Source organism: Candidatus Palauibacter australiensis, assembly GCA_026705295.1.
In the GTDB taxonomy this organism is placed as follows: Bacteria; Gemmatimonadota; Gemmatimonadetes; order Palauibacterales; family Palauibacteraceae; genus Palauibacter; species Palauibacter australiensis.
On record JAPPBA010000039.1, the window covers coordinates 51,368 to 75,238 of the forward strand.

The window sequence follows — 23,871 nt, forward strand, 5'->3', positions numbered from 1 at the left end:
GATGAGCGGCATCGAAATCGACCCGGTCTACCGCGCGGGCGCCGCGAACCCGGATCCGGCGCTGCCCGGCGAGTTCCCCTACACCCGCGGCGTGTACCCCACGATGTACCGGGGACGGCTGTGGACGATGCGCCAGTACGCCGGTTTCGGCACGGCCGCGGCGACGAACGCGCGTTTCCGCTACCTGCTGGAGTCCGGGCAGACGGGCCTTTCCGTCGCCTTCGACCTTCCGACCCAGATGGGGTACGACTCCGACGACGCCAGGGTGCGGGGGGAAGTCGGACGGGTGGGAGTGGCGATCGATTCGATCGAGGACATGCACAGCCTGTTCGAGGAGATCCCGCTCGAGCGCGTCTCGACGGCCATGACGATCAACGCCACCGCGCCCGTGCTCCTCGCGATGTACGCGGGCGTGGCCCAGGAGCGGGGGATCGACCCGGCAGTCCTCCGGGGCACGGTCCAGAACGACGTACTGAAGGAGTTCATCGCGCGGGGGACGTACATCTACCCGGTGGAGCCCAGCGTTCGGTTCGTGACGGACGTGTTCGATTTCTGCGCCCGGGAGATGCCGCGCTGGCGCTCGATTTCCATCAGCGGGTATCACATCCGCGAGGCCGGCGCGACGGCGGCCCAGGAGCTGGCCTTTACGATCGCCAACGGGCTCGAATACGTGCGCCGCGCCATCGAGCGGGGGCTGGAGATCGACGACTTCGCGCCCGGGCTCAGCTTCTTCTTTTCGGCCGACCGGCTGTTCTTCGAGGAGGTGGCCAAGTTCCGCGCGGCTCGCCGCATGTGGGCCCGGCTCATGCGGGACCGTTTCGGGGCCGCGGACGAGAGCTGCCGGCTGAAGTTCCACACTCAGACCTCCGGGGCCGCGCTGACGGCCCAGCAGCCGTTGAACAACGTGGTGCGCGTCGCGGTTCAGGCGCTCTCCGCCGTCCTCGGGGGCACGCAATCGCTGCACACGAACAGCTACGACGAAGCGTTGTCGCTTCCGGGAGCGGACGCCGCCCGCCTTGCGCTCCGCACACAGCAGGTGCTGGCCGCCGAGACGGGCGTTGGGGACACCGTCGATCCCCTGGGGGGCTCCCACTTCGTGGAGTCGCTCACGGACGACCTCGAGGCACGCGCCGCGGAGTACCTCGCGCGCATTGAGGAAATAGGCGGCCCCGTGCAGGCGATCGACTACATGCGCGAGGAGATCCACCTCGCCGCCCGGCGGCACCAGGAGGCGGTCGAGAGCGGTGAACTCGAGGTCGTCGGCGTGAACGTGCACGCGGATGCCGAACCGGTCGAGATGCCGCAGGCGCCGGACTTCGCCCGCCTGGCGGACGAACAACGCGGGCGGCTCGCGCGGCTGAGGACAGGGAGGGACGGCGCGAACGTGGAGGCGTCGCTGGCGGAGATCCGGCGAGCGGCGGCCGGAGATGCTAACCTCCTGCCCGTACTGATCGACGCCGTCCGGCGCCGCGTGACTCTGGGCGAGATCAGCCACGCGTTGCGCGACGTGTGGGGGGAATACCGTCCCGGCTGACCGCGGGGCATTTTCCGCGGGCATGTCGGCATTCCACGGATGGATCCGGGGGCACGAGTGCCAACGTACGAATACAGATGCCGGGGTTGCCGGTACGATTTCGAGCGGTTCCAGCGCATGTCGGACCCCCCGATCCGCGTCTGCCCGTCGTGCGGGGAGGAGCAGGTGGAGCGGCTCATCTCGGCCGGGGGCGGCATCGTCTTCAAGGGGTCCGGCTTCTACGCCACCGACTATCGGCAGGCTCCCGACGACGGCGGGAAGTCCGCCGCCGCGGAGACGTCCGACGATGCTTCGTCCCCTTCCCGGGACGCCGCTTCGTCCGCGTCCGAACCCACTCCATCCGGGTCATCGGAAGGCGGCCCCGGCTCTTGACGGGTGATGCCGGGCCGACCCGGCTCGCCGAGGCGCTCGAATCCGCCCTTGCCGCCGCCGGGGCTCCGGAGGGCTTCTCTCCGGGACTGGAGCGGCCGCGGGATCCGACGCACGGAGACTGGGCGTCCAACGCGGCGCTCGTGCTCGCGAAGAGACTGGGCCAGCCTCCCCGGGCGCTCGCGGCGCGCGTCTGCGAACTCATCGATTCCGCGGCCGCCGGGATCGCGGCGGTCGAAGTCGCAGGGCCGGGATTCCTGAACTTCCGACTCTCCGACCCAGCCATCTGGCGGCGACTGGCGGAGGTCATCGAGGCCGGCCGCGACTGGGGACGGACGCAGGCCTCGCCGGCGCTCCGCGTCAACGTGGAGTTCGTCTCGGCCAATCCGACGGGGCCGCTGCATGTGGCCCATGGTCGGGGCGCGGCGCTCGGCGACGCGGTCGCGTCGCTGCTGGACTGGGCCGGGCACGAAGTGACGCGCGAGTTCTACGTGAACGACGCCGGACGGCAGATCGAACTCCTCGGTGAATCCGTCGAGGCGCGCTACGAGGAAACGGCCGGCCGGCCCGCGGCCATTCCCGAAGGCGGATATCACGGCGCGTACGTCCGCGACGTGGCGGTGGCGATTCGAGACGCCGCTGGCGCGGAGGTTCTCGCCTCGCTCGCGGCGGACGAGCGGCGCGCGCACTTCCGGCGCGAAGCGGTACGATTGCTCCGCGAGGAGCAGGCGGAGGACCTGTCGCGGTTCGGCGTCCACATGGACCTGTACTACTCCGAACGCTCGCTCTACGAATCGGGAGCCATCGACCGCCTCCTGGCCGCGCTGGAGACCGGCGGCCTGATCTACCGCTCGCAGGGGGCGACCTGGCTTCGGACTTCGAGCCTCGGCGACGAGAAGGACCGGGTCCTCATCAAGAGCGACGGCTCCTTCACCTACTTCCTGCCGGATCTCGCCTATCACCTCGACAAGGCGAGGCGCGGCTTCGAGCTCGCGATCGACGTCTGGGGCGCGGATCACCAGGGCCACGAGAAGCGCATGCTGGCGGCCCTGCGCGGGCTGTCGTACCCGGACTTGCTCGAGGTCTTGATCATCCAGCTCGTCACGGTTCTGCGCGACGGCACGGAAGTCCGGATGAGCAAGCGCGCCGGACGCTTCGTGACGCTGGGCGAACTCGTCGATGAAACGGGCCCGGACGTGGCGCGCTATTTCTTCCTCATGCGCCGGGCGGAGGTCCATCTCAACTTCGATCTCGACCTGGCGCTGGATACGTCGGACGCGAATCCGGTCTACAAGGTCCAGTATGCGCATGCGCGCATGTGCAGCGTATTCCGCAGGGCCGGAATCGCCGTCGATGAAGTTCCGGCCTCTCTCGACGTCCCGGACACGTTCGGCACCCCGGCCGAGCGCGAGGTCGCCCTGTCCGTCCTGAGGCTTCCAGAGGTCGTCGCATCCGCCGCGGCGGGGCGGGCTCCGCACCTGGTCTGCGCCTATCTGGAGGAGACGGCGGGGCTCGTGAACGCCTGGTATCACCAGGGAAACCTGGACCCGGCGCAGAGAATCCTGGCGGACGTGCCGGAACGGGCCGCGAGAATCCGGCTTGCCCGTGCGGTGCAGCTCACGCTGCGCAACGGGCTGCGCGCGCTCGGCCTCTCGGCTCCCGAGACCATGAGCCGGGACGCGAAGTGACGTACCGTGCCCCCGTCACCGGGGATGACCGGGCCCCGGCGGCGCCGATCCTCGTCGTGGGCAGCGTCGCTCTCGATGAGATTTCGACCCCGGCCGGACACCGGGAGGGAGTCGTCGGCGGGACGGCGGTCAACTTCAGCGCCGCCGCCTCGCTGTTCGCGCCGGTCCAGCTCGTGGGGGTCATCGGCGACGACTATCCGACCGAGGAGCTCGACTTCCTCCTCGGCAGGGGTGCGGATCTTTCGGGGCTCGAGCAGCGGCCCGGCCGCAGCTTCCGGTGGGGCGGCTTCTATCACCGGGACATGAATACGCGGGACACGACGTTCACCGAGCTGGGCGTCTTCGCGGACTTCCATCCGACGATCCCCGACGCGTTCCGAAGCGCGCCCTGGGCCTTTCTCGGCGCCATCGACCCTGCCCTCCAGCTCGAGGTGCTGGATCAGATCGAGTCGCCCCTGCTCGCGGCGTGTGACACGATGAACTACTGGATCGAGGGGACACCGGAGCGTCTCGCGGAGGTCATCGCGAAGATCGACCTCATCACGCTGAACGACGAAGAGGCGAAACAGCTTTCCGGCGAGCACAATCTGGCCCGGGCCGCGCGCTGGATTCAGAGCCGGGGGCCGCGGCACGTCGTGATCAAGAAGGGGGAACACGGAGCCGCGCTGCTCACGCGCGACGGGTTCTTCCTCACCCCCGGGTATCCGCTCGATCATGTGGTCGACCCGACCGGGGCCGGCGATGCGTTCGCGGGTGGCCTGCTCGGGTATCTTGCGCGCTGCGGTTCGATCGCGGGACCGGAGTTGAGGCGCGCCGTCGTCTACGGCTGTGCGCTCGGTTCCTTCGCATGCGAAGCTTTCGGCGCGCGCCGCATGGTGACTCTCACCATGGCCGAAGTGGAGGACCGCGTGCGAAGCTTCGGGACGCTCACGAGATTCGATGTTCCAGCAGAGGCTTAACGGAAACATGAACGACGGATTGACGTACCGGGACGCCGGCGTGAACCTTGAGGCGGCCCGCGCGACGAAGGCCCGGATCTCCCGGCTCGTACAGGGAACCCGGACGGATGCCGTGAGCTCGGACTTCGGCTCGTTCGGAGGGCGGTTCCGGGCGACTCCTGGCCGGGAACTCGTGGCGAGCGCCGATGGTGTCGGGACGAAGCTGAAGATCGCCTTCATGGCGGAGCGGCACGACACGGTGGGCGCCGATCTCGTGAACCACTGCGTCAACGACATCCTCGTCGAAGGCGCCCGGCCTCTCATCTTCATGGATTACGTCGCCTGCGGCGTGCTGGACCCGGACACGGTGACGAGCGTCGTGTCGGGACTCGCTGCTGCCTGTAAGGCGAACGGCTGCGCGCTGCTCGGGGGAGAGACCGCAGAGATGCCGGATTTCTACGCGCCGGGGGAATACGACCTCGCCGGGTTCGTGGTGGGCGAGATCGTCTACCCGGAGCTGTCCCGCAGAAGCCTGGAGCCGGGGGACCGTCTCATCGGACTCGCATCGAGCGGCATCCACACCAACGGCTACAGCTTCGTGCGCGCCCTCTTCTTCGACCGCCTCGGACTCGGGGCCCACGACCCCTTCCCCGGGGGCGAGGGCTCCGTGTCGGACGTCCTCCTGCGTCCTCACCGGAGTTACCTGTCGACCCTCGAGCGCAGCCTCGATGGGGGCCGCGTGCGGGCGCTCGCCCACATCACGGGCGGCGGAATCCCGGGGAACGTGGACCGGGTCATCGGACGGGATATCGATGCGGTGGTGCGCACCGACCGTTGGCCGCGGCCACACGAGTTCGACGTCATCGCGCGCGAGAGCGGAGCAGACGAGGCGGAACTCTTCTCCACCTTCAACATGGGCGTGGGGATGGTCGCGGTCGTGCGCGAGAGGGACGCCGAGGACGTGCTCGACGAGATTCGTGACGCCGGCTGCGAGGCTTTCCTGTGCGGTGAACTCGTCGCGGGGAGCGGCAGGGTACACCTGGAGAGTTCATGACGGCGCGGGGATTCGACCCCATCGCCGGCGCTCCGCCGAGCCGCACGGAGGACCTGCGGCACATGCGCGAGGCGTTGGCTGTGGCACCGCGCGGACAGGGTCGCGTGTCGCCCAATCCACTCGTGGGCGCGGTCGTAGCCCGGGGGAACCAGGTCTTCGGCACGGGGTGGCACGCGGAGTACGGCGGCGATCATGCGGAAATCATGGCGCTGCGGGAGGCCGGGCCCCGTGCGGCGGGTGCAACGCTGTACGTCACGCTCGAGCCGTGCCGCCATGAAGGGCTGACACCCCCGTGCACCACCGCCATCATTCGCTCCGGCGTGCGGCGCGTCGTGATCGCCTGCCGGGATCCCAATCCGGAGGCGCGCCACGGGGCGGAGGATCTGCGCCAGGCCGGCCTGGACGTCGAAATCGGGATCGAGGAGAACGCCGCGAAACGGCTGAACGCCGCCTTTCTCTGGTTTCACCGGAAGTGGGTGCCCTTCGGTTCGCTCAAACTCGCGCTCTCTCTCGACGCGAAGCTCGGAGAGGAGAGCGTTCGCACGCCGGTGACCGGCATACGGGCGCTGGACGAGGTCCACCGTCTCCGCTCCTGTCACGATGCGATCCTGATCGGTTCCAACACGATCGAGATCGACGATCCCCTGCTCACGGCCCGTGGAGAGGTCGTGCCGCGAGTACCGCCCGTCCGGGCGATCCTGGACACCACCCTCCGACTCCGAACGTCGAGTCAGCTCGTGCGCACGGCCTCCCAGGCGCCGGTATGGGCCTTCGCCGACCCCGAGTCGGACGGATTCGAAGCGCGCGCGGGTCCGCTCCGCGATGCGGGCGTGGAGGTCATCGGAGTCCCGCGGAGTGAGGACCACAGGCTGGACCTGGGCGCAGTGTGGAACGAAATGGCCATCCGCGGCGTGCTCTCGGTACTCGTCGAGGGTGGGGGGCAGGTCGCCGCATCGCTGCTGCGCGACGGGCACATTCAGAGGATCCATGCCTTCATCGCCCCCATGTTCTACGGGCGGGATGGCGTACCGGCGTTTCCGGGTCTCGAGCCGTCGGCGGCCGGCGACTGGCTGCCGGTGCAGCGAGAGTCGCTGGGGCAGGACACGCAGATCGTGTTCGAGCACCGTGAGCTCCAGGAAACCCTGGACAACCTCTGAGCGGCGGGACTCGTGTTCACCGGAATCATACGGGCGGTCGGCGAGGTCGCGGGCCGTGAGCGCCGGAACACCGGGCTTCGCCTGACGATCGCCCGCGTCCCGTTTCTCGAACGGCTCCAGGACGGAGATTCGGTGTCGCTGGCGGGCGTGTGCACGACGGTCGTCGCTCTCGGGGAGGAGACGTTCGATGTCGACGTCGTCGAGGCGACGCTGGAGCGGACCACGGTCGGGAGGTGGCGGGTCGGCGATCCCGTGAACCTCGAACCTGCGCTCTGCGCGGGGGATCCGTTCGGCGGGCACATGGTACAGGGACACGTCGATGGGGTGGGGACCGTGGCGGCGGCGAGGTGGAAAGGCGAGTCGGGCCTGCTCGAGATCGAACTCCCGGACGCCCTCGAGAGGGTGACCGTGCCGCAGGGCTCCTTCGCGGTCGATGGCGTGAGTCTCACGGTCAACCGCCTGACCGGGACCATCGCGCGTTTCGCCATCATCCCATATACATGGACCCACACGACCCTGGGGCGCCTCGTGGCTGGCGCGAACGTCAACGTCGAGGCGGATCTGATCGGCAAGCACGTGGCGCGTGCCCTCCGACCGCACGCGGCCCCGGAGGATTAGTCGGTTCCCGTTCAAATGGTCACCGAGAAAGGGCTTCGGCTGGCGGACATGCCCGCACACACGGTGGAAGCGGCGATCGCGCGTATCCGTCAAGGCGGACTCGTGATCATCGCGGACGATGAGGATCGCGAGAACGAGGGGGACCTCGTGTGCGCGGCCGCGCTCGCGACGCCCGAGACGATCAACTTCATGGCCAGGCACGCGCGGGGACTCATTTGTCTCGCGATGCCCGATGAGATGGCCGATCGCCTCGATCTCCCGCTCATGACGGACGACCGGCTGGCGGACCCCAACAAGACGGCGTTCACCGTGTCGATCGATGCCCGCCAGGACTTCGGCGTGTCGACCGGGATCTCCGCGCAGGATCGCGCCCGGACCATCCGCGTCGCCGTGGATCCCCAGACCCGGCCCACGGACCTCATGCGGCCGGGCCACGTCTTCCCGCTCCGCTCCCGGCCCGGCGGCGTGCTCCAGCGCGTGGGTCAGACGGAGGCGTCCGTCGATCTCGCCCGGCTCGCCGGGCTCACGCCGGCGGGCGTGATCTGCGAGATCCTGAACGAGGATGGGACGATGGCGCGCCGTCCCGAACTCGAGAAGTTCGCGGAGGAGCACGACCTTCCCTTCATCACGGTGGCCGCCCTCGTCTCCCACCGACTGCGCACGGAGAGTCTCGTACGGCGCGTCGCCGAAGCGGATCTCCCCACGCCGTGGGGCGATTTCCGCATCGTCGGGTACGCGAACGAGGTGGATGGGCGCGAACACGTCGCCCTGGTGCGCGGCGACGTGGCGGGGGCGGAAGATGTCCTGGTCCGCGTTCACTCGCGTTGCCTGACGGGCGATGTGTTCCACTCGCACCGCTGCGATTGCGGGAGCCAGCTCGAGGCTGCGATGCGGATGGTCGTGGAGGCCGACGCCGGGGTCATCGTCTATCTCGACCAGGAAGGGCGGGGGATCGGACTCCTGAACAAGCTCCGAGCGTACGAACTGCAGGACGAAGGCCACGACACGGTCGAAGCGAACGAGGCGCTCGGCTTTCCGCCCGACCTCCGGAACTACGGCATCGGGGCCCAGATCCTCGTGGATCTGGGGTTGCACTCGATCAGGGTCCTGACGAACAACCCGAAGAAACTCGCGGGGCTGGAGGGGTTCGGCCTCGTGATCCGCGACCGTCTGCCGCTCGAGTTCGGCGGGGTCGATGACCGGCTGGTCCGCTATCTTCGCACGAAGCGCGAGAAGCTGGGACACCTGACCGGATCCGCGTGAGAGACGGGTCGGACACTCCTCGAGGCGGCCGCCCCGACGGGTTCCCGCGTGGGCGCCTGAAGGAGTTCGAGGGCGCGGCTTCGGGAGGCGGCCGGACGGTCTGCATCCTCGTCAGCCGGTTCAACTCCCGGGTCACCGAACTTCTGCTGGAAGGCGCCGTACGGACGGCCCTCGAATGCGGCGTGGCCGAGGAGGATGTCGATATCGTGTACGTCCCCGGCGCCTGGGAACTGCCGCTGGCCGCGCAACGGGCCGCCGCGCGCGGATACGCCGGCATCGTCGCGCTGGGCTGCGTGATTCGCGGGGAAACCGCGCACTTCGACCACGTGAGCCGCGCGGCCACCGACGGCCTCGCCAAGGTACAGCTTGACTCGGGCGTGCCGGTCGGTCTCGGCGTGCTCACGCCCGACACGGTGGAGCAGGCGCTCGCGCGGGCCGGAGGCGAACTCGGAAACGCCGGTTCGGAGGCGGCCCGCGCGGCGCTTCGCATGGCCGACCTCCACGAAGGGCTGGGTGCGTGAGGCCGACCGCCCGCACGCACGTCCATTCGCGAGCGCGGAGCTGGGCGTTGAACCTCCTCTATGCGTGGGAAGTGGGCGGAGAGGGCACGCCGCTCGAGCACGCGGCGCAGAGCCTCGTCCACCGTCGCATGTCCGAACGCTACCGCCCCCACGTCCGGCGCCTGCTCGAGACCGCGGGCCGCCACCTTGCCGAGGTCGACGCGACGATCGCTCATCATGCCTCGAACTGGCGGATCGAGCGCCTGCACGCCATCGACCGCAACATCCTCCGAATCGGGATCGTGGAGCTGTTATGGTTCGAAGATGTGCCGCCGAGGGTCGCGATTCATGAAGCTCTGAAGCTGGCGCGCCGGTACGGCAGTCCCGACAGTCCACGTTTTCTCAACGGCGTGCTCGACGCGGTGCTGAAGGCGCGGGAGGCCGGGTCCTGAGCGAATCCATGGCGCGGCCGCTCCGGATCCTCCTGCTCAACTGGCAGGACCGGGAGAACCCCGAGGCCGGCGGCGCCGAGGTGCACCTCCACGAGATCTTCGGCCGGCTCGCGGCCCGCGGACACCTCGTGCGGGGCGTCGTGAGCGGGTGGCCGGGCGCGGCCCCGTCCGCGACGCTCGATGGCATCGACTTCCAGCGGGTCGGAAACCGGCACAGCTACGCGTGGCGAGCCCGGCGGGCCGCGCGGACCGTCGTGCACGACTTCGCCCCGGATGTACTCGTCGAAGACATCAACAAGATCCCGCTTTACTCGCCTCGGTGGGCCGGCGTCCCCGTGGTCGCACTCGTTCCGCACCTGTTTGGGGCGACGGCCTACGCGGAAGTGTCCATCCCGGTCGCGACGGCGGTCTGGGCCGCGGAACGAGCGATTCCCGGCGTCTATCGCCACTGCCCCTTCCAGGCGATCTCGGAAAGCACCGCGCTCGACCTCACGAAGCGAGGCCTGCTGGCACGCGATATCACAGTCATCCCGCCCGGCATCGACCACGACACCTTTCGTCCGGATGCGGCGACGGAGCGTGCGGAAGCACCGACGCTGCTCTATGTGGGCCGCCTCAAGCGCTACAAGGGACTCGATGTTCTGTTCGAGGCGCTGTCGCGGCTGAGCGGCCGGCTGCCGGACGCAAGGCTCGTCATCGCGGGCCACGGCAGCGACGAGCGTCGCCTCCGAGGGCTCGTACGGCGGGCGGAACTCTCGCACCGCGTACGCTTTCTGGGGTACATCTCCGAGGAGGAGAAGGTCGCCTGGCTGCGTCGGGCCTGGGCCGTGGTCTATCCCTCTCCGAAGGAAGGGTGGGGAATGACGAATGTGGAGGCGGCCGCGTGCGGGACACCGGTGATCGCTAGCGATTCACCCGGGCTGCGGGAGTCGGTGGTGGCGGGGGAGTCGGGAGTGCTCGCCCCGCACGGGGAGGCCGCGGCGTGGGCGGCTGCGATCCGCGAAGTTCTTGAGGAGCCGTCGCTGCGCGAACGGCTCGGAAGGGGCGGGGTCGTCCACGCGGCCCGTTTCTCGTGGTCGCGTGCAGCGGATGAGACGGAAGCGCACCTTTACCAGTCACTCGAACCCCGATGAGGACCGATGCGAACCATCGTCACCGCGCGTAACACCGATGTCTCCGACATTCGCGAGATCATCGAGACGCGCTTTACGAACCTGACTCGTTTCGAGCCGCGCGCGTCGAAGGCCGAGATCGTATTCACCGGAGAGAAGACGCAGGTGCGCGCGGCGGCCGTGATCAGCGTCGACCGCGCCCGCCCCGTGCACGGGGAGGCGGCGGGCCCCGACCCCCGCACGGCGCTCGATCGGCTCGCGGACAAGCTGGGAAACCAGCTCCGCCGCAACCACGACCGCTACAACCAGCGCTCGGCGCCGCCGATGGATGAGCTGTTCGGAAGTCCCTTTGAAGCGGGCGGAGAAGGCGAGTGACCCTCACGGTCGCGTCGCTGCTCCGGCGCAAGCGGGAGGCGTTTTCGCTCACGGTCGTGGCTGGCGAGTCCGGCCTCGAGCGCGGGATCGAGGTGCCGGAAGTCTCGTCGCCGGGACTCGCGCTGGCGGGCTACCGGGAGCGCTTCGTCTCCCAGCGCGTGCTCATCTTCGGCGAAACGGAGATCGCCTATCTCGAGAGCCTGCGCGCCTCGGAACGCGCCGCCGCCCTCACGTTCGTGTTCGAGTCCGGGGTTCCCTGCGCGATCATCACCAAGAGCCAGGCGCCGCCGAAGGAACTCGTCTCCGCGGCGGAGGCGGCCGGCGTGACCGTGCTCGAAACGCCGCTGAAGACGGGCGACTTCTACCGGAGGCTGCAGCCCTATCTCGAGGAGGAATTCGCGCCGCGGACTTCCCTCCACGGCTCTCTCGCGGACGTGTACGGGATCGGCCTCCTCTTCATCGGGCCCTCGGGCATCGGCAAGAGCGAGTGCGTGCTCGATCTCGTGGAGAGGGGGCACCGCCTCGTCGCCGACGATCTCATCCTCGTGCACCGCCGCCAGAGCGACATCCTTCTGGGACGCGCCCACGAACACCAGCGTCATCACATGGAGATCCGGGGCGTGGGCATCATCGATGTGCGCGCCATGTTCGGGATCCGGGCCGTGCGTCAGCAGAAGCGGATCGAGGTCGTCGTCGAACTCGAAGTCTGGGGAGAGCGGGACGACTACGATCGAACGGGCCTCGAGGCGGAGGAGTGCGAGATCCTGGGCGTGAAGCTGCCGAAGGTCCGCATCCCGCTGAACCCGGGCAAGAACATCACGGTCATCGCCGAAGTCGTGGCCATGAACCACCTCCTCCGCTATTCTGGGGAGGACCCGGCGGCGGCCTTCGAGCGCGACCTCATCGAGCGCATGCGGCCGGTGCGCGACTATCTCGAATCCGATGACGAATAGCCGGGTTCGCGGCGTCGTCGTGGCGCACGCGGAACTTGCACATGCCCTCGTGTCCGCCGTCGAAGCCATCAGCGGCATCAGGGGCGCGCTGCACGCCGTGAGCAACGAAGGTCTGGCGCCCGACGAACTCGCCGAGATCATCGGAGAGGCGGCGGGCGGCGGGGAGGCCATCCTCTTCGCGGATCTTGCGGGCGGCAGTTGCGGCCTGGCCAGCCTTCGGCATGTGCGGGAGAGCGGGGGCGGCGCGTGGATCACGGGCGTCAACCTTCCGATGCTGCTCGACTTCGTCTTTCATCGCGAAATGCCGCTCGAGGCGCTCGTCCCCCGCCTTCTCCGGAAGGGACAGGCCGGACAGCGCACGCACCCGTCCCCGCCGGCCGGGACCGACTGAGCCGGACGCGTGCCGCTCGAACTCCTGCGGATCGATGAGCGTCTGATCCACGGCCAGGTGCTCGTGGGCTGGGGGCGTCCCCTGGACCTCGATTTCTACATCATCGTCGATGAAGCCCTCGCCTCGAGCGAATGGGAGCAGGAACTCTGGGCCAGCGCGCTCGCCGACGAGGAGCGCGCCGAGTTTCTCGGGGTGGACGAGGCGGCGCGGCGCTTCGGGGAGCTGAGCTCCCGGGTGGAGAGGGGCGCGCTCCTGACGCGGGACACGGCCACGATGCGGGCGCTGGCGGAGCGTGGCTGCCTCGACGGACGGACGGTGAACGTGGGAGGGGTGTACGCCGCGGGAGGGCGAAAGAAGATTCTCGACTACGTATATCTCTCCCCGGAAGAGGTCGAGGACCTGCGGGCGATCGGTGAGCACGCTTCCGTGAGCGCCCGGAACCTCCCCACCGCACCCGAGGTCCGTCTCGACGCGCGGAAGCTCCGATGACGGGGGTTGAACTCACGGTCGGCGACTGGGCGCTGGCCTGTCTGCTCGGTGCGGTCATCGGTCTCGACGAGGTGTCCTGGCCGCAGGCCATGTGGTCCCGGCCCGTCGTGGCGGGTACGCTGGGAGGTGTGCTCTTCGGGGCGCCCGCCGCAGGTTGCCTGATCGGAGTGTGGCTGGAACTCGTCCTTTCGCGGCATCCGCCCTTCGGCGGCGCGCGGCACCCGGAAACGGGGCCGGCCTCCTTCACGGCCGGTGCGGCATACGCGGTCGCCGGCGGCGGCGCCCCGGCCGGCATCGTCGCCGCGGTCGCGGTCGGATGGGCGGTCGGGTGGACGGGCGCGTACTCGGTGACGCTCCTCCGGCGCGTGACGCCGAGGCTCGTCTCCAGGCCCGACGGCTTTCCCGCGGGAGCCGCCGCCCTCGCGCGACGCCACCGGCTGGCGTTGGCCCTGGACGGGTTGCGCGCCGGACTCCTCGTCGCCGCGCTGCTCGTGCCGTCCGCTCTGTTCGTGCGTCTGCTGTCGACGCAGCCTCCCGGCGCGCCGGCCGCCGCCTGGTGGACCGTGGTCGCGGGGCTTGGACTCGCCGGAGCCGCGGGCGTCGCGGCTCGCGGGCTCGGCGCGGGAGCCCGCCACTGGCCCGCGCTGGCCGCGGGCTGCGTCCTGGGAACCCTTCTCGTCCGGGTGCTCTCGTGAGGCCGCGTCGGAGGGATTTTGCACGCGCCATCCTGCGCAGTTTTTCCATCCAGGGCTCATGGAACGACCGTACGATGACGGGGCCGGGGTTGGCGCATGCGCTCGCGCCGCTGCTTGCGCGGATCCACGCGGACGATCCCGCCGCGTTCCGGCAGGCCGTGCAGCGCCATTCACTGGCTTTCAACGCGCATCCGTACCTCGCCCCCGTCGCCATCGGCGCCCTCGCGCGCCTCGAATTCGACGGCGATGACGCCGACACCCTGTCGCGCTTCCGTTCCGCCCTCCGCGCGCCCCTCGGGGCGCTGGGCGACGGGGTCGCGTGGGCCGGCTGGCGGCCCTTCTGCACATCCGCCGCCGCCATCGGGTTCGTGCTTGGACTCGACGCCCTGTTCACCGCCGGGGCGTTCCTCGTCGTGTACAATGCCGGCCACCTCGCCCTCCGCATCTGGGGACTGCGCTGCGGCTGGCGATCGGGCCGGGCAGTGGCATCGGCGTTGAAGCGGGCCCCGCTGCGCCGGATGGAGAGGGCGCTCGTGCTCACGAACCAGGTGCTCATCGGAGCCCTGGCTACCCTGCTCATCGGCCAGCTGCCGGGAACCGGCCATGTTCCCTGGCGGGATGGCGGTGCAGTCATCGTGGCGCTGATGGGTTACCTTGTCCCTCGACACATCTCGGCGGTCGCCATGGCGAGCCTCCTTGCCGCGTGCGCGGTGTGGCTCCTGTGAGCGTTCCGACAGGCGGTGCAGCCTGCCGCGACGCGCGGCCCGACGCCGATCGTTCGCTCGACCGGAGCGGAAAGTTCCTGTGACGAAGCAACACGAATCAGCGGTACGTATTCGGAACCGGCTGGGACTGCACGCCCGGCCGGCCGCGGAGTTCGTTAAGCTGGCGAGCCGGTTCCGTGCCGAGGTGCGGGTCGAGAAGGATGAGCTGGAGGTGAACGGGAAGAGCATCATGGGCGTGATGATGCTCGCGGCCGAGGCCGGCGCCTCCATCCGTATCCGGGCCATGGGGTCCGACGCGGCAAACGCCGTCGATTCGCTCACTGAACTCGTCCTGTCCGGGTTCAGCGAGGAACTCGCTCCGGAAGCGGACACGGACGGGCCGACGTGAGCGAGGTCGTTCACGGGATCGGGGCCGCGCCGGGGCGTGCACTCGGCGTCGTGCGGCGACTTGAGCGTCACGAGTGGCGGCCGGAGCACCGGACGATCCCCTCCGACGCCGTCGAGCCCGAGGTCGAGCGTTTCGAGGAGGCGCTGTCCTGGGCCGCCGACCGCGTCCGGGACACGCGCGAGCAGGCGGCGCGCTCGCTTGGCGAGGTCGAAGCCAAGATCTTCGACCCGCAGATTCTCATCCTCTCGGATCCGGATCTCGTTGCGGGCACCATCCGCTATATCCGGGAGAATTTCCTCTCCGCGGAGCGCGCCTTCGACTGGCGCCTGACCGAGCTTCGGACGGCGATCATCGATGCGGGGCACTTCATGGTCGTCGACCGGCTGGCCGATCTGCGGGACATTCGGTCTCGCGTCCTCGCGCGGCTCACCGGGCGCGATGAAGATCCGCTCGCCCTTCCGAATGATCCCGGGCTCATCGCCGTTGACGACCTCACACCCAGCTTCGCGGTGCGACTCGACCCGGAACTCGTTCTCGGTGTGGCGAGCGGATCCGGGTCCCGCACCTCGCACAGCACGCTGGTAGCCCGCTCTCTGGGTATTCCGGCAGTCGTCGGACTCGGTGCCGACCTCGCAAAAATCGAAGACGGAACCACCGTTCTCCTCGACGGAGGCAACGGTCGCGTCCTGATCGAGCCCACGGAGGCGGAGAAGGCGGCACACGTGCGGATGGTCCGCCGCCTTTCCGGACGTCCCGCCGCCGACCTCGCCAGCGAACCCGTGCCCCTGGTAACGGCGGACGGGGTCCGTGTCCATCTGCGCGCCAACATCGACCAGCCGCACGATGTGCCCGCAGCCCGGCGCGTGGGTGCCGAGGGGGTCGGGCTCTTCCGGTCCGAATTCCTTGTCATCGGACGGAGGGTGATTCCAAGCGAGGAGGAGCAGTACGAAGCCTACTGCGAGGTCGTGGACGGATTCCCGAACCAGCCCGTGACGCTTCGGACGTTCGATATCGGCGGCGACAAGTTCCCGCTCTTTCTCGACCTCCCTCCGGAGGACAACCCCTACCTGGGCTGGCGCGCCATCCGCGTCTGCCTGGATCGGCCGCAGCTCTTCCGCAACCAGTTGCGCGCCGCCATCCGGGCCGGCGGACCGGAAGCCCGCATGCGGATCCTCGTCCCCTTCGTCATCTGCGAGACCGAGATTCTGCGCACAAAGGAAATCGTGGCGGAAGTCGGCCGCGAGGTGGGCCAGACGGAACCCGTCCCCTTCGGCGTGATGGTGGAGACGCCCGCGCTTGCGGACACCCTCGATCTCGTGGGGCGTCACCTCGATTTCATCAGTCTCGGCACGAACGACCTGACGCAGTACTCGCTCGCCGTGGACCGCGGCAACGCCCGGCTCCAGCACCTCTCGAACCCCATGCACCCCGCACTCCTCCGCAGCTATGAGCGGATCTTCAACACGGCCAGCGCCCTCGACCTCGACATCAGCGTCTGCGGAGATCTTGCCGCGGAACCGGTCGGCCTCGCCCTCCTGCTCGCGCTCGGCTATCGGGATTTCAGTCTCGCGCCCGCGTCGATCCCCGAAGTGAGGGAGCTCGTGGGGCTCCTTTCCGTGGCGGAGTTGTCGGAACTTTGGAGTCGCGTCGGTCGCGCCGGCTCTCCCTCCGGGATGCCGGGGGAACTCCTCGCGCGGCTGGAGGACGCGATTCCGGTGGAGCCGTCGCCGCTGTACATGTCCTGATCCCGCGGCGGCGACGTTGCCTCCGCCCGGCCGGGCGGCCACTATCTTGGCCGCTACGCCTCCTGCGGCGCTCTGCCGCGAACCTCGAAGTGGGAGAATCAGCCTCGTGAAGGGGATACAACCGTTTTCCTCCGAGTCCGTGACCGAGGGACACCCCGACAAGGTCGCGGACCAGATCTCGGACGCGGTCCTCGACAACATCCTCGCGGAGGATGACCGGGGCCGGGTCGCCTGCGAGACGCTCGTGACGACGGGCCTCGTCCTCGTGACCGGCGAGATCACCACGGCCGCCGGGATCGACATCGCGGCCATCGCCCGGGAAGTGCTGCGCGACATCGGCTACACGCGCGCAGAGCACGGCATCCGGTGGGACACGTGCAGCGTGCTCACCGCGATCGACGAGCAGTCGGCGAACATCGCCCAGGGCGTGGATGTCGGTGGCGCCGGGGATCAGGGGATGATGTTCGGATACGCGACCGACGAGACGCCGGAGTTGATGCCCCTCCCCATCATGCTGGCGCACGCGCTGACGAAACGCCTGGCAGACGTGCGGCGGTCCGGAGGCATCACGTGGCTGCGGCCGGACGGGAAGTCGCAGGTGTCGGTCGAGTACCGGGACGGGGAACCGGCGCGAATCACCACCGTGGTCGTTTCGGCCCAGCACGACGGCGACATCGCGCCGGAGGAAATCGAAGCGGCGATCAAGGGAGAGGTCATCGGGCCCGTGTTGCCGGACGAGCTCTACGACGAGGACCGGGCGCAGTGCCACATCAACCCGACGGGTCGCTTCGAGATCGGCGGACCCCAAGGCGACGCGGGCCTCACGGGGCGGAAGATCATCGTCGACACGTACGGCGGCGTCGGCCGGCACGGCGGCGGCGCCTTTTCGGGGAAAGATCCGTCGAAGGTCGACCGCTCGGCGGCATATGCGGCGCGCTGGATCGCAAAGAACCTCGTCGCGGCGCAACTCGCGCGGCGGGCCGAAGTCCAGCTCGCCTATGCCATCGGGGTCGACGCGCCGGTCAGCGTGATGGTCGACACCTTCGGTACGGGACGCCGGCCGGACGACGAACTCGCCCGCCGGGTGACGGAGGTCTTCGACCTTCGGCCGCGAGCGATCATCGAGCGGCTCGGACTCCGGAAACCGATCTACCGCCGAACCGCCGCCTACGGGCATTTCGGCCGCGAGCCCGACGGCGATGCGTTCACGTGGGAGCGAACCGATCGGACCGATGCTCTCGCCGGCTAGCAGCCCCTGGCAATGACGGAGTCCGGGATGCGGGAGGTCGCCGTGGCCAGCCTCGGACTCGACAAGACGACGGGCGCCCCCGTCGTTATTCTCAGGGAGAAGGACGGCGAGCGTTTCCTCCCGATCTGGATCGGACCCGGCGAGGCTTCGGCCATCGCGATGGAACTCGCCGGAGTGCAGTTCACGCGTCCCCTGACGCACGATCTCTTCAACGCCGTGGTGCGCGGGCTGGACAGCACCTTCGTCCGCGTACTCATCACGAAGGTCGTCGACAACACCTACTACGCGTCGCTCGTGTTCCGGCGAGAAGACGAGTTCATCTCCATCGATGCCCGTCCGAGCGACAGCATCGCGCTGGCACTTCGCGCCGGGGTCCCGATTCATGCGGCGGAGAGCCTCCTTGAGGCGAGCGCGTTCGAGATCGACGAGACCGGAGTGGCCGAGGGAGAGGCGCCGCCTCCCGGGACCGGGCCCTCCCGGGCCCCGGAGGAGCCGCTGAGCGACTACCTCAAGGGGCTGGACCCGGAGGATTTCGGCCGCTTCGAGCCCTAGCAGTCCGTGGCAAGTCCCCGCCGCGTTCGAGCGGCGCGTCGTCGCCGATGGAGGCCCTCTAAACGTTATTCTGGCGGAAGCGCGCCGGATCCAGACGGGCGGCGCGGCGTCCGCTTGCCGTTCACGACCCGCGAGCGGACCTTGCCGGGAAGCACCCAACCGATGGGGCGCTGCCGCCGCCCGGGCGACGACCGGTCGCGGACGCGAACAGGTTGCGCAGCACAGGAGCGGATTATGCGGAGACGTAGCTTGATACAGACTGGAGCACTGGCGGTCCTCCTCGCCGGGTGCGGCGGCTCGAACGGGACGGGCCCGGATGGCCCCGACGTTGTAGATCCCGACCGGTCGGAATTCGCCGTTCTCAACTCCATCTCCGGGACTCTGCAGCAGTTCAACCGGATCGATGGCGGGATCGTCCCGTTCGGGCGCGACATTCAGTTGGGGGCGGGGTTCCGGGGCCGGACGGCGGATTTCATCCAGGATCTGTGGGTTACCGCGTGGGACGCTCCGGAGGGGAGCAAGGTCGTCTTCGGATCCTTCTCCACCGACCAACAGACGACGTCCGTTTTTCCGAACAACGCCATCGTGGACCCCGGCAAGCCCACCGTGGTCTTCGATGCCGGCGGTACGGTGGGCGCGCTCATTCCCGCCCGGGCGCTCGACGCGGTGTACGTGGCCTTCCCGGGCACTCCGATGGCGCAAATCGCCGCCGAGGCGGTGGGAACCTTCGTGGAGAGGGTGATCCCGGCGGGGCAGTTCCTCATCTCGGTCGATGGCAACCTTGACGACGAGGATGGCGGACGAGAGCCTCTCGGCCCGCCCCGAATCGTCCTCCACGAGTTCATCAACGGCAGCTACTTCGACGAGTTGAGGCTCCCGGAAGGCACGGTCGGGGTCACCGAGGCCATCGTGCTCGAAGACAACATGCTCCTGCTGGCCGGCGGAGGGGTTGATCCGCTGACCTCCGCGCCGCTGGGGGACGGAAATCTCGTCGAGATCGACATGTCGGCCCGGAGCGTGCAGGACGTGAACACTCTTGACGGAAACGGAATCTCCATGGAAGCCGGGCGGGACGGGCTCGTCTACGTCGTGCGAACGAAGGGCGCGGAAGCGACGGAAACGGACGTGCTGACGTTCAGCTTTGCGGTTCGGGCATGGGTGAACGGCCCGGAGAACCCGATCCAGCCGCGCGACCGAGACGGCTCGAACCTCAACTGCCGGGTCGCGGCGGGCTTTCTGGACGGCCAGATCCTCTGCGCCACCTACGTGGCCGCGGGCCAGGGACGTCTCGTTCTCCTTTCGTCCGAGGGCGAGTTCATCGACGAGGCGCCGGTCGGGGCGGGAACGACCGATATCCTCCTTCGTCCCAACTGACCGCGCCCGGGCGAGCGCCTCACCGCTCTCGGCGCGGACGCAGGGTTTGGCCACGACACCAGGGGGGGCCGAGTGGGACTCGTAACGACCCGGGCGGTGGTCCTCCAAACCTACCGGTACAGCGAAACCAGCAAGATCCTGCGCCTGATGACGTGGGAACTCGGGCCCTGCTCCGCGCTGGCCCGCGGGGCGCTGCGCCCTCGAAGCCGCTTCGGCGGCCTGCTGGAACCCTTCGTGGAGGGAGAGGCGACGTTCTACAGCCGGGAGGGACGCGACCTGCATACCCTCTCCAACTTCGAACTCCTCCGTGACCGGAGGGGACTCGACCGTTCGATCCAACTCTTCACGATCGCATCCGTCCTCTGCGAACTCGTGATGCGCCTCGCCCCGGAGCACAGCGATGCGGAGTTGTACCGCACGCTGACGGAGGGGCTCGATGGGCTGCACCGTCGGGTCCGGGAGAAGGGGTCGGCCGGCGGGCTTGAGTACGTGTGGGGTGTGGTCAACGCCTTGGGCTTCCGCCCGGAGATCGAACGTTGCATCGGCTGCCGCAATCCCATCGGGGCGGCGGGCGCGCGCTTCGACTTCGAGGCCGGCGGGCTTCGCTGCGGCTCATGCGCTCCGCTCGGGCCCGAACTCGATCGGGGCGAGCTCGATGCCCTTCGGATCCTCGTGTCCGGCGGGCGGGCGGAAAGCGGCCGCGCGAACGGCCGCCAGGGCCGCTGGCTGGCCGAGTTCATCCGGCACCACGTGGCGGAGGGGGCACAGTTGAAATCGCTTCCTTTCCTGAGTCGGCTGGACTGAAGGGCCCGTGGACGACCGGTGAGCACACGGAGCGAGGGCGTGAGCGATCGCCGCGGGATCGTGATCGGGACCGCCGGCCACGTGGATCACGGCAAGACCGCCCTCGTGCGGGCGTTGACGGGGGTCGAGACGGACCGTTGGCTGGAGGAGCGGAAGCGGGGGCTCACGATAGACCTGGGCTTCGCGCGGCTCGACCTCGATCCCGGCCTGGAGACGGGGATCGTGGATGTCCCGGGGCACGAGGACTTTCTCAAGAACATGCTCGCCGGGGCCACGGGCATCGACGTCCTCCTCCTCGTCGTGGCGGCGGACGAGGGCCCGATGCCGCAGACGCACGAGCACCTGGCGATCGCGCGTCTCCTGAGCATCGGGCGCGGGGTCGTCGCGCTCACGAAGAGCGACCGGGTGGATGAGGACTGGCTCGAACTCGCGAGCGAGACGACCCGGGAACTGCTGGACGAGGACCCCGCCCGAGCGTCATGGGAGATCGTGCCGGTTTCCGCCCTGACAGGCGACGGGATCGAAACTCTGCGAACCGCGCTCCGTCGATTGACGGCGGGGATCCGCGCGCGCAGCGTCGACGACCGCTTTCGTCTCCCGATCGACCGGTCGTTCTCGATCCGGGGCACCGGGACCGTGGTGACCGGCACCGTGTGGAGCGGGTCCGTCAGCGTGGGCGACACCGTGCGCGTCTTCCCGGGGGGCGGCTCGGCCCGCGTGCGTGCGCTCCAGGTGCACGAAGACCCTCGTCGCCGCGTCACCGCCGGCCGCCGGTGCGCCGTCGCGCTCGTCGGCGTCGCGCCGGCCGCGGTGGAGCGGGGCAGCGTACTCGTGGACCCGTCCGAGTGGAAGTCGAGCGCGCGCCTCGGCGTCCGGGTACGAGCGCTCGGGAGTCGCGACCGGCCCCTCCGCCATGGACAGCGTCTGAGGGTTTACCTCGGCACCCGCGAAGTCATGGCCCGACTGCAAACGGTCGATCGGCAGCCCGTCGCACCCGGGACGACCGCCTGGGCCGTGCTTGCCCTTGAGGCGCCGCTCCTCGCAAGGACCCGCGATCGGGCCATCCTCCGCTTCTACTCGCCTGTGACGACGGTCGGCGGGATACGCGTGGCGGAACTGAACCCGCCGGCCGACTGGGCGGCGCGGACGGAGGCCTGGCGGCAGATCCTCGATGGCGCCCCGGCGGAGGCAATCGCCGCGGCCGTAGCGCTGGAGGGTCTGCGCGGGCTCCCCATCGCCACGTCATCCATCAGGCTCGGGCGGCGCGGCGCCACGCTCGGCGCGGCCGCGGAGGAGGCCGGCTGCGTGCGCATCGGCGACCGCTGGTTCGCAACCGGTGCGGTGGCTGAGGCCATGGCGGCGGTGGAGGAGAACATGGCCCGCCTCCACGCCGCGGACCGCCGCGCCCCCGGCGTCTCGAAGGAGGCCGTGCGCTCCGCGATGGCGCCGGTCTGCGACCTCGAACTGGCGGAGACCGCCGTCCGCCGACTCCTCGCTGATCGCCGCCTTCTCGAGAGCGGTCCGCGGCTCGCGCTTCCGGACCACGCGCCCCGCCTCACTCCACGCGAGCGAGAGGGGCGCTCGCAGCTCGCCGGGACGATAGAAGCCGCCGGGCTGCAGCCACCCCTCGTCACGGAATTGGGGAAGAAGTTGCGCCTGGACCGGGCCGTGCTCGACGACCTGCTCCGGTTGCTGCAGGAATCCGGCACGACGAAGGCGGTCACGCCCGAACTGCACGTCGCCTCCGGGGCTCTGGAGACGATGGAGGCGCGAGCGAGAGAGCTTCTCGCCGATGGCGCGCCGGTCCCTCCCGCGCGGTTCAAGGAAACGTTCGGGCTCTCACGGAAGTACCTGATCCCGCTCCTCGAGTACCTGGACCGGGAAGGCGTGACCCGGCGAACCGCGGAGGGGCGAGTCCTCGCCCGGCCCCCCGGCTGAGCCCTATTTTTCCCGGCTGAGCCGAACGCGGCTCAATCGGAGTTCAGCCGACGTGGTAGAGGAAACAACCGCAGTATTCGCACGATTCGACGCGGAGGTTCCGGTCCGCCTCGGAGGCGCGAGCTGTGGAAACCGCCACGAAGCAGCCGTAGCAGATGCCGTTGATGACGGGCGCGACGACTCGCGGCGCCTTGTCGGCGATGCGGCGATAGCGCTCCCGGATCCCCCGCGTCAGCCGCTGCGACAGCTCCTCGATCTTTTCGTCCAGCAACCGGATCGCGTCTTCGATCTTGACGTCGAAGACCTCCGCCTCGAGGTCCGTCAGCGTTCCGTCCGAGAGACCTCGACGCTGCATCCGCAGGTCCTGGATCTCAAGGAGAAGTTCGAGTTGCTGGTCCACTAGAGATCCTTCGCGGCGAGCAGCTCGACGAACTGGTCCGGGCTCGAGATTCCGGCAAGCAATTCCGGAACGTCGGCCTCCTTGCCGAACTGCGCAATCTTGCCCAGCACGGGGAGATACTGATTCGAGACCTCCAGCGGCGGGGCGACGATGAGAAAGACGTACCGCACGGGTTTTTCGTCGATTGCCTTGAAATCGAGACCCGAGAGCTTTCGGCCGAATGCGACCCGCAACCGGGTCACAACGAGCGAACGGCAGTGGGGGATCGCGATGCCGCGGCCGATCCCGGTAGAACCGAGATTCTCCCGCCGCTTCAACATCTTGTAGAGGATTCCTTCGGACTTTCCGTCGAGGCCCATGCACGACACAAGTTCCTTCAGGGCCTCATCTTTCGTCTCGGCCGCCAGGTCGAGCTTGATGGCGGACGGCACGAACAATTCTCGAAGCTGCACTTGGATCTATGTCTCCTCCCCGCGAGTGCGGGGCGCATATCGAATCAACGGGCACCGGCGCCGCCGGACCCGGCAAGCCCCGAGTATACCCGTGCCGGTTTCCGGCTGTCAAAGAACCTCCGGGGCCGCTCCGGGAACTTGCGCTGCACGCCGGGATAAACGACCGTGTGGGGTAGCCTTTGCGAGTATCAGGGGGGCGACACGGCTTCGACGCGTGAACCGGAAGCCGCGGAAGCGTGCCGAGGTGCCCGGGGCCTCGTTAAACACCGGGAAACCTTTAGGTGCCAACGACGGTTTGGCTCTGGCTGCGTAAACCTGCGTAGCCCGTCCCCGAGAGATCCGGGCCCGAGGACCTCCCGACGGACGTCGATGAATCGGGCTGGTCACCCGGGCGCGCCGTGAGCCGCGGGTGACGAGAGCACGGCGAGAGCCGCGTACACGGCTGGTTTCGCAAGGGGTTGTTCGTGAACCCTCGTGGGACGAGACTCGATCACGAACTACGCACGTAGATGCCGTGGCGGATGGGCTCGCGGACGCGGGTTCGATTCCCGCCGCCTCCATCATTCGATCAGTGCAGTGCTCCGCCCGGGGCGCCTCCCTTTCCGGGAGCGCCTCGGCTTTTTTTGCGGCCGGCCCGTCGACGGGTCGAGGAGGTT

The 23,871-nt window shown here is 69.0% G+C and carries 26 protein-coding genes and 1 other RNA gene; 25 read left to right on the plus strand and 2 right to left on the minus strand.

The annotated features are described in order from the left end of the window. The first annotated feature begins 1 nt into the window (after position 1). The 24 genes from OXN85_02755 to selB all read left to right on the plus strand — a co-directional run bounded on the left by OXN85_02755 (position 2) and on the right by selB (position 22,363). Entirely contained in the window at positions 2-1,534 is a 1,533-nt protein-coding gene (locus OXN85_02755; protein MCY3598881.1) for a methylmalonyl-CoA mutase family protein, read from the plus strand. 39 nt (positions 1,535-1,573) lie between these two features. Then, a complete protein-coding gene (locus tag OXN85_02760) occupies positions 1,574-1,906 on the plus strand; it encodes a zinc ribbon domain-containing protein (GenBank protein MCY3598882.1) in 333 nt (110 codons plus the stop codon). Next, on the plus strand, positions 1,903-3,591 hold the full coding sequence (argS, locus tag OXN85_02765; GenBank protein ID MCY3598883.1) for an arginine--tRNA ligase: 1,689 nt from the start codon (positions 1,903-1,905) through the stop codon (positions 3,589-3,591). The genes OXN85_02760 and argS overlap by 4 nt, the downstream gene beginning before the upstream one ends. After that, positions 3,588-4,550 carry a PfkB family carbohydrate kinase gene (locus tag OXN85_02770; protein ID MCY3598884.1) on the plus strand — a complete coding sequence of 321 codons (963 nt, stop codon included), beginning with the start codon at positions 3,588-3,590 and terminating at the stop codon, positions 4,548-4,550. The genes argS and OXN85_02770 overlap by 4 nt, the downstream gene beginning before the upstream one ends. Before the next feature lie 7 nt (positions 4,551-4,557). Beyond that, positions 4,558-5,583 (plus strand): phosphoribosylformylglycinamidine cyclo-ligase, encoded by a 1,026-nt coding sequence (purM, locus tag OXN85_02775; GenBank protein MCY3598885.1) that lies wholly within the window; start codon positions 4,558-4,560, stop codon positions 5,581-5,583. Further along, positions 5,580-6,740, plus strand: coding sequence for a bifunctional diaminohydroxyphosphoribosylaminopyrimidine deaminase/5-amino-6-(5-phosphoribosylamino)uracil reductase RibD (gene ribD / locus OXN85_02780; protein ID MCY3598886.1), 1,161 nt, complete (start codon positions 5,580-5,582; stop codon positions 6,738-6,740). The genes purM and ribD overlap by 4 nt, the downstream gene beginning before the upstream one ends. A gap of 12 nt (positions 6,741-6,752) precedes the next feature. Beyond that, positions 6,753-7,358: a riboflavin synthase gene (locus OXN85_02785; protein MCY3598887.1), complete on the plus strand. Its 606-nt coding sequence runs from the start codon at positions 6,753-6,755 to the stop codon at positions 7,356-7,358. Positions 7,359-7,406: 48 nt separating this feature from the next. Beyond that, complete coding sequence (locus OXN85_02790; protein ID MCY3598888.1) at positions 7,407-8,621, plus strand: bifunctional 3,4-dihydroxy-2-butanone-4-phosphate synthase/GTP cyclohydrolase II; 1,215 nt, start codon at positions 7,407-7,409, stop codon at positions 8,619-8,621. Between the two features lie 56 nt (positions 8,622-8,677). Next, entirely contained in the window at positions 8,678-9,142 is a 465-nt protein-coding gene (gene ribH, locus OXN85_02795) for a 6,7-dimethyl-8-ribityllumazine synthase (protein MCY3598889.1), read from the plus strand. Then, entirely contained in the window at positions 9,139-9,573 is a 435-nt protein-coding gene (gene nusB, locus OXN85_02800; protein ID MCY3598890.1) for a transcription antitermination factor NusB, read from the plus strand. Before ribH ends, nusB begins: the two co-directional genes overlap by 4 nt. Before the next feature lie 8 nt (positions 9,574-9,581). Continuing rightward, positions 9,582-10,706 carry a glycosyltransferase family 4 protein gene (locus tag OXN85_02805; GenBank protein ID MCY3598891.1) on the plus strand — a complete coding sequence of 375 codons (1,125 nt, stop codon included), beginning with the start codon at positions 9,582-9,584 and terminating at the stop codon, positions 10,704-10,706. A 6-nt stretch (positions 10,707-10,712) separates the two neighbouring features. Next, complete coding sequence (locus OXN85_02810) at positions 10,713-11,060, plus strand: HPF/RaiA family ribosome-associated protein (GenBank protein ID MCY3598892.1); 348 nt, start codon at positions 10,713-10,715, stop codon at positions 11,058-11,060. Next, positions 11,057-12,013 (plus strand): HPr(Ser) kinase/phosphatase, encoded by a 957-nt coding sequence (gene hprK / locus OXN85_02815; protein MCY3598893.1) that lies wholly within the window; start codon positions 11,057-11,059, stop codon positions 12,011-12,013. Before OXN85_02810 ends, hprK begins: the two co-directional genes overlap by 4 nt. Continuing rightward, the gene (locus OXN85_02820) at positions 12,003-12,404 is read left to right on the plus strand and encodes a PTS sugar transporter (GenBank protein MCY3598894.1); all 402 of its coding nucleotides are present in this window, start codon (positions 12,003-12,005) and stop codon (positions 12,402-12,404) included. The genes hprK and OXN85_02820 overlap by 11 nt, the downstream gene beginning before the upstream one ends. Positions 12,405-12,413: 9 nt before the next feature. After that, positions 12,414-12,893 carry a PTS sugar transporter subunit IIB gene (locus OXN85_02825; protein MCY3598895.1) on the plus strand — a complete coding sequence of 160 codons (480 nt, stop codon included), beginning with the start codon at positions 12,414-12,416 and terminating at the stop codon, positions 12,891-12,893. Continuing rightward, entirely contained in the window at positions 12,890-13,588 is a 699-nt protein-coding gene (locus tag OXN85_02830; GenBank protein ID MCY3598896.1) for a PTS sugar transporter subunit IIC, read from the plus strand. The genes OXN85_02825 and OXN85_02830 overlap by 4 nt, the downstream gene beginning before the upstream one ends. Further along, positions 13,585-14,313 (plus strand): PTS system mannose/fructose/sorbose family transporter subunit IID, encoded by a 729-nt coding sequence (locus OXN85_02835; protein MCY3598897.1) that lies wholly within the window; start codon positions 13,585-13,587, stop codon positions 14,311-14,313. Before OXN85_02830 ends, OXN85_02835 begins: the two co-directional genes overlap by 4 nt. A gap of 79 nt (positions 14,314-14,392) precedes the next feature. Next, the gene (locus OXN85_02840; protein ID MCY3598898.1) at positions 14,393-14,701 is read left to right on the plus strand and encodes an HPr family phosphocarrier protein; all 309 of its coding nucleotides are present in this window, start codon (positions 14,393-14,395) and stop codon (positions 14,699-14,701) included. After that, the gene (gene ptsP / locus OXN85_02845) at positions 14,698-16,446 is read left to right on the plus strand and encodes a phosphoenolpyruvate--protein phosphotransferase (GenBank protein ID MCY3598899.1); all 1,749 of its coding nucleotides are present in this window, start codon (positions 14,698-14,700) and stop codon (positions 16,444-16,446) included. Before OXN85_02840 ends, ptsP begins: the two co-directional genes overlap by 4 nt. 115 nt (positions 16,447-16,561) lie before the next feature. Then, on the plus strand, positions 16,562-17,695 hold the full coding sequence (gene metK, locus OXN85_02850; protein ID MCY3598900.1) for a methionine adenosyltransferase: 1,134 nt from the start codon (positions 16,562-16,564) through the stop codon (positions 17,693-17,695). A gap of 27 nt (positions 17,696-17,722) precedes the next feature. Next, complete coding sequence (locus OXN85_02855; GenBank protein ID MCY3598901.1) at positions 17,723-18,247, plus strand: bifunctional nuclease family protein; 525 nt, start codon at positions 17,723-17,725, stop codon at positions 18,245-18,247. Between the two features lie 249 nt (positions 18,248-18,496). Next, a complete protein-coding gene (locus OXN85_02860; GenBank protein MCY3598902.1) occupies positions 18,497-19,621 on the plus strand; it encodes a hypothetical protein in 1,125 nt (374 codons plus the stop codon). Positions 19,622-19,693: 72 nt separating this feature from the next. Beyond that, positions 19,694-20,425 carry a DNA repair protein RecO gene (gene recO, locus OXN85_02865; protein ID MCY3598903.1) on the plus strand — a complete coding sequence of 244 codons (732 nt, stop codon included), beginning with the start codon at positions 19,694-19,696 and terminating at the stop codon, positions 20,423-20,425. 39 nt (positions 20,426-20,464) lie between these two features. Then, complete coding sequence (selB, locus tag OXN85_02870) at positions 20,465-22,363, plus strand: selenocysteine-specific translation elongation factor (protein MCY3598904.1); 1,899 nt, start codon at positions 20,465-20,467, stop codon at positions 22,361-22,363. A 43-nt stretch (positions 22,364-22,406) separates the two neighbouring features. On the opposite strand, the gene OXN85_02875 is transcribed toward selB, so the two are convergent. After that, positions 22,407-22,763 carry a hypothetical protein gene (locus OXN85_02875; protein MCY3598905.1) on the minus strand — a complete coding sequence of 119 codons (357 nt, stop codon included), beginning with the start codon at positions 22,761-22,763 and terminating at the stop codon, positions 22,407-22,409. Continuing rightward, positions 22,763-23,215: a PTS sugar transporter subunit IIA gene (locus OXN85_02880; protein MCY3598906.1), complete on the minus strand. Its 453-nt coding sequence runs from the start codon at positions 23,213-23,215 to the stop codon at positions 22,763-22,765. The genes OXN85_02875 and OXN85_02880 overlap by 1 nt, the downstream gene beginning before the upstream one ends. 192 nt (positions 23,216-23,407) lie before the next feature. Between OXN85_02880 and ssrA the strand changes: the two genes are divergently transcribed. Continuing rightward, positions 23,408-23,778, plus strand: a transfer-messenger RNA (tmRNA) gene (ssrA, locus tag OXN85_02885). Positions 23,779-23,871: the final 93 nt, after the last annotated feature.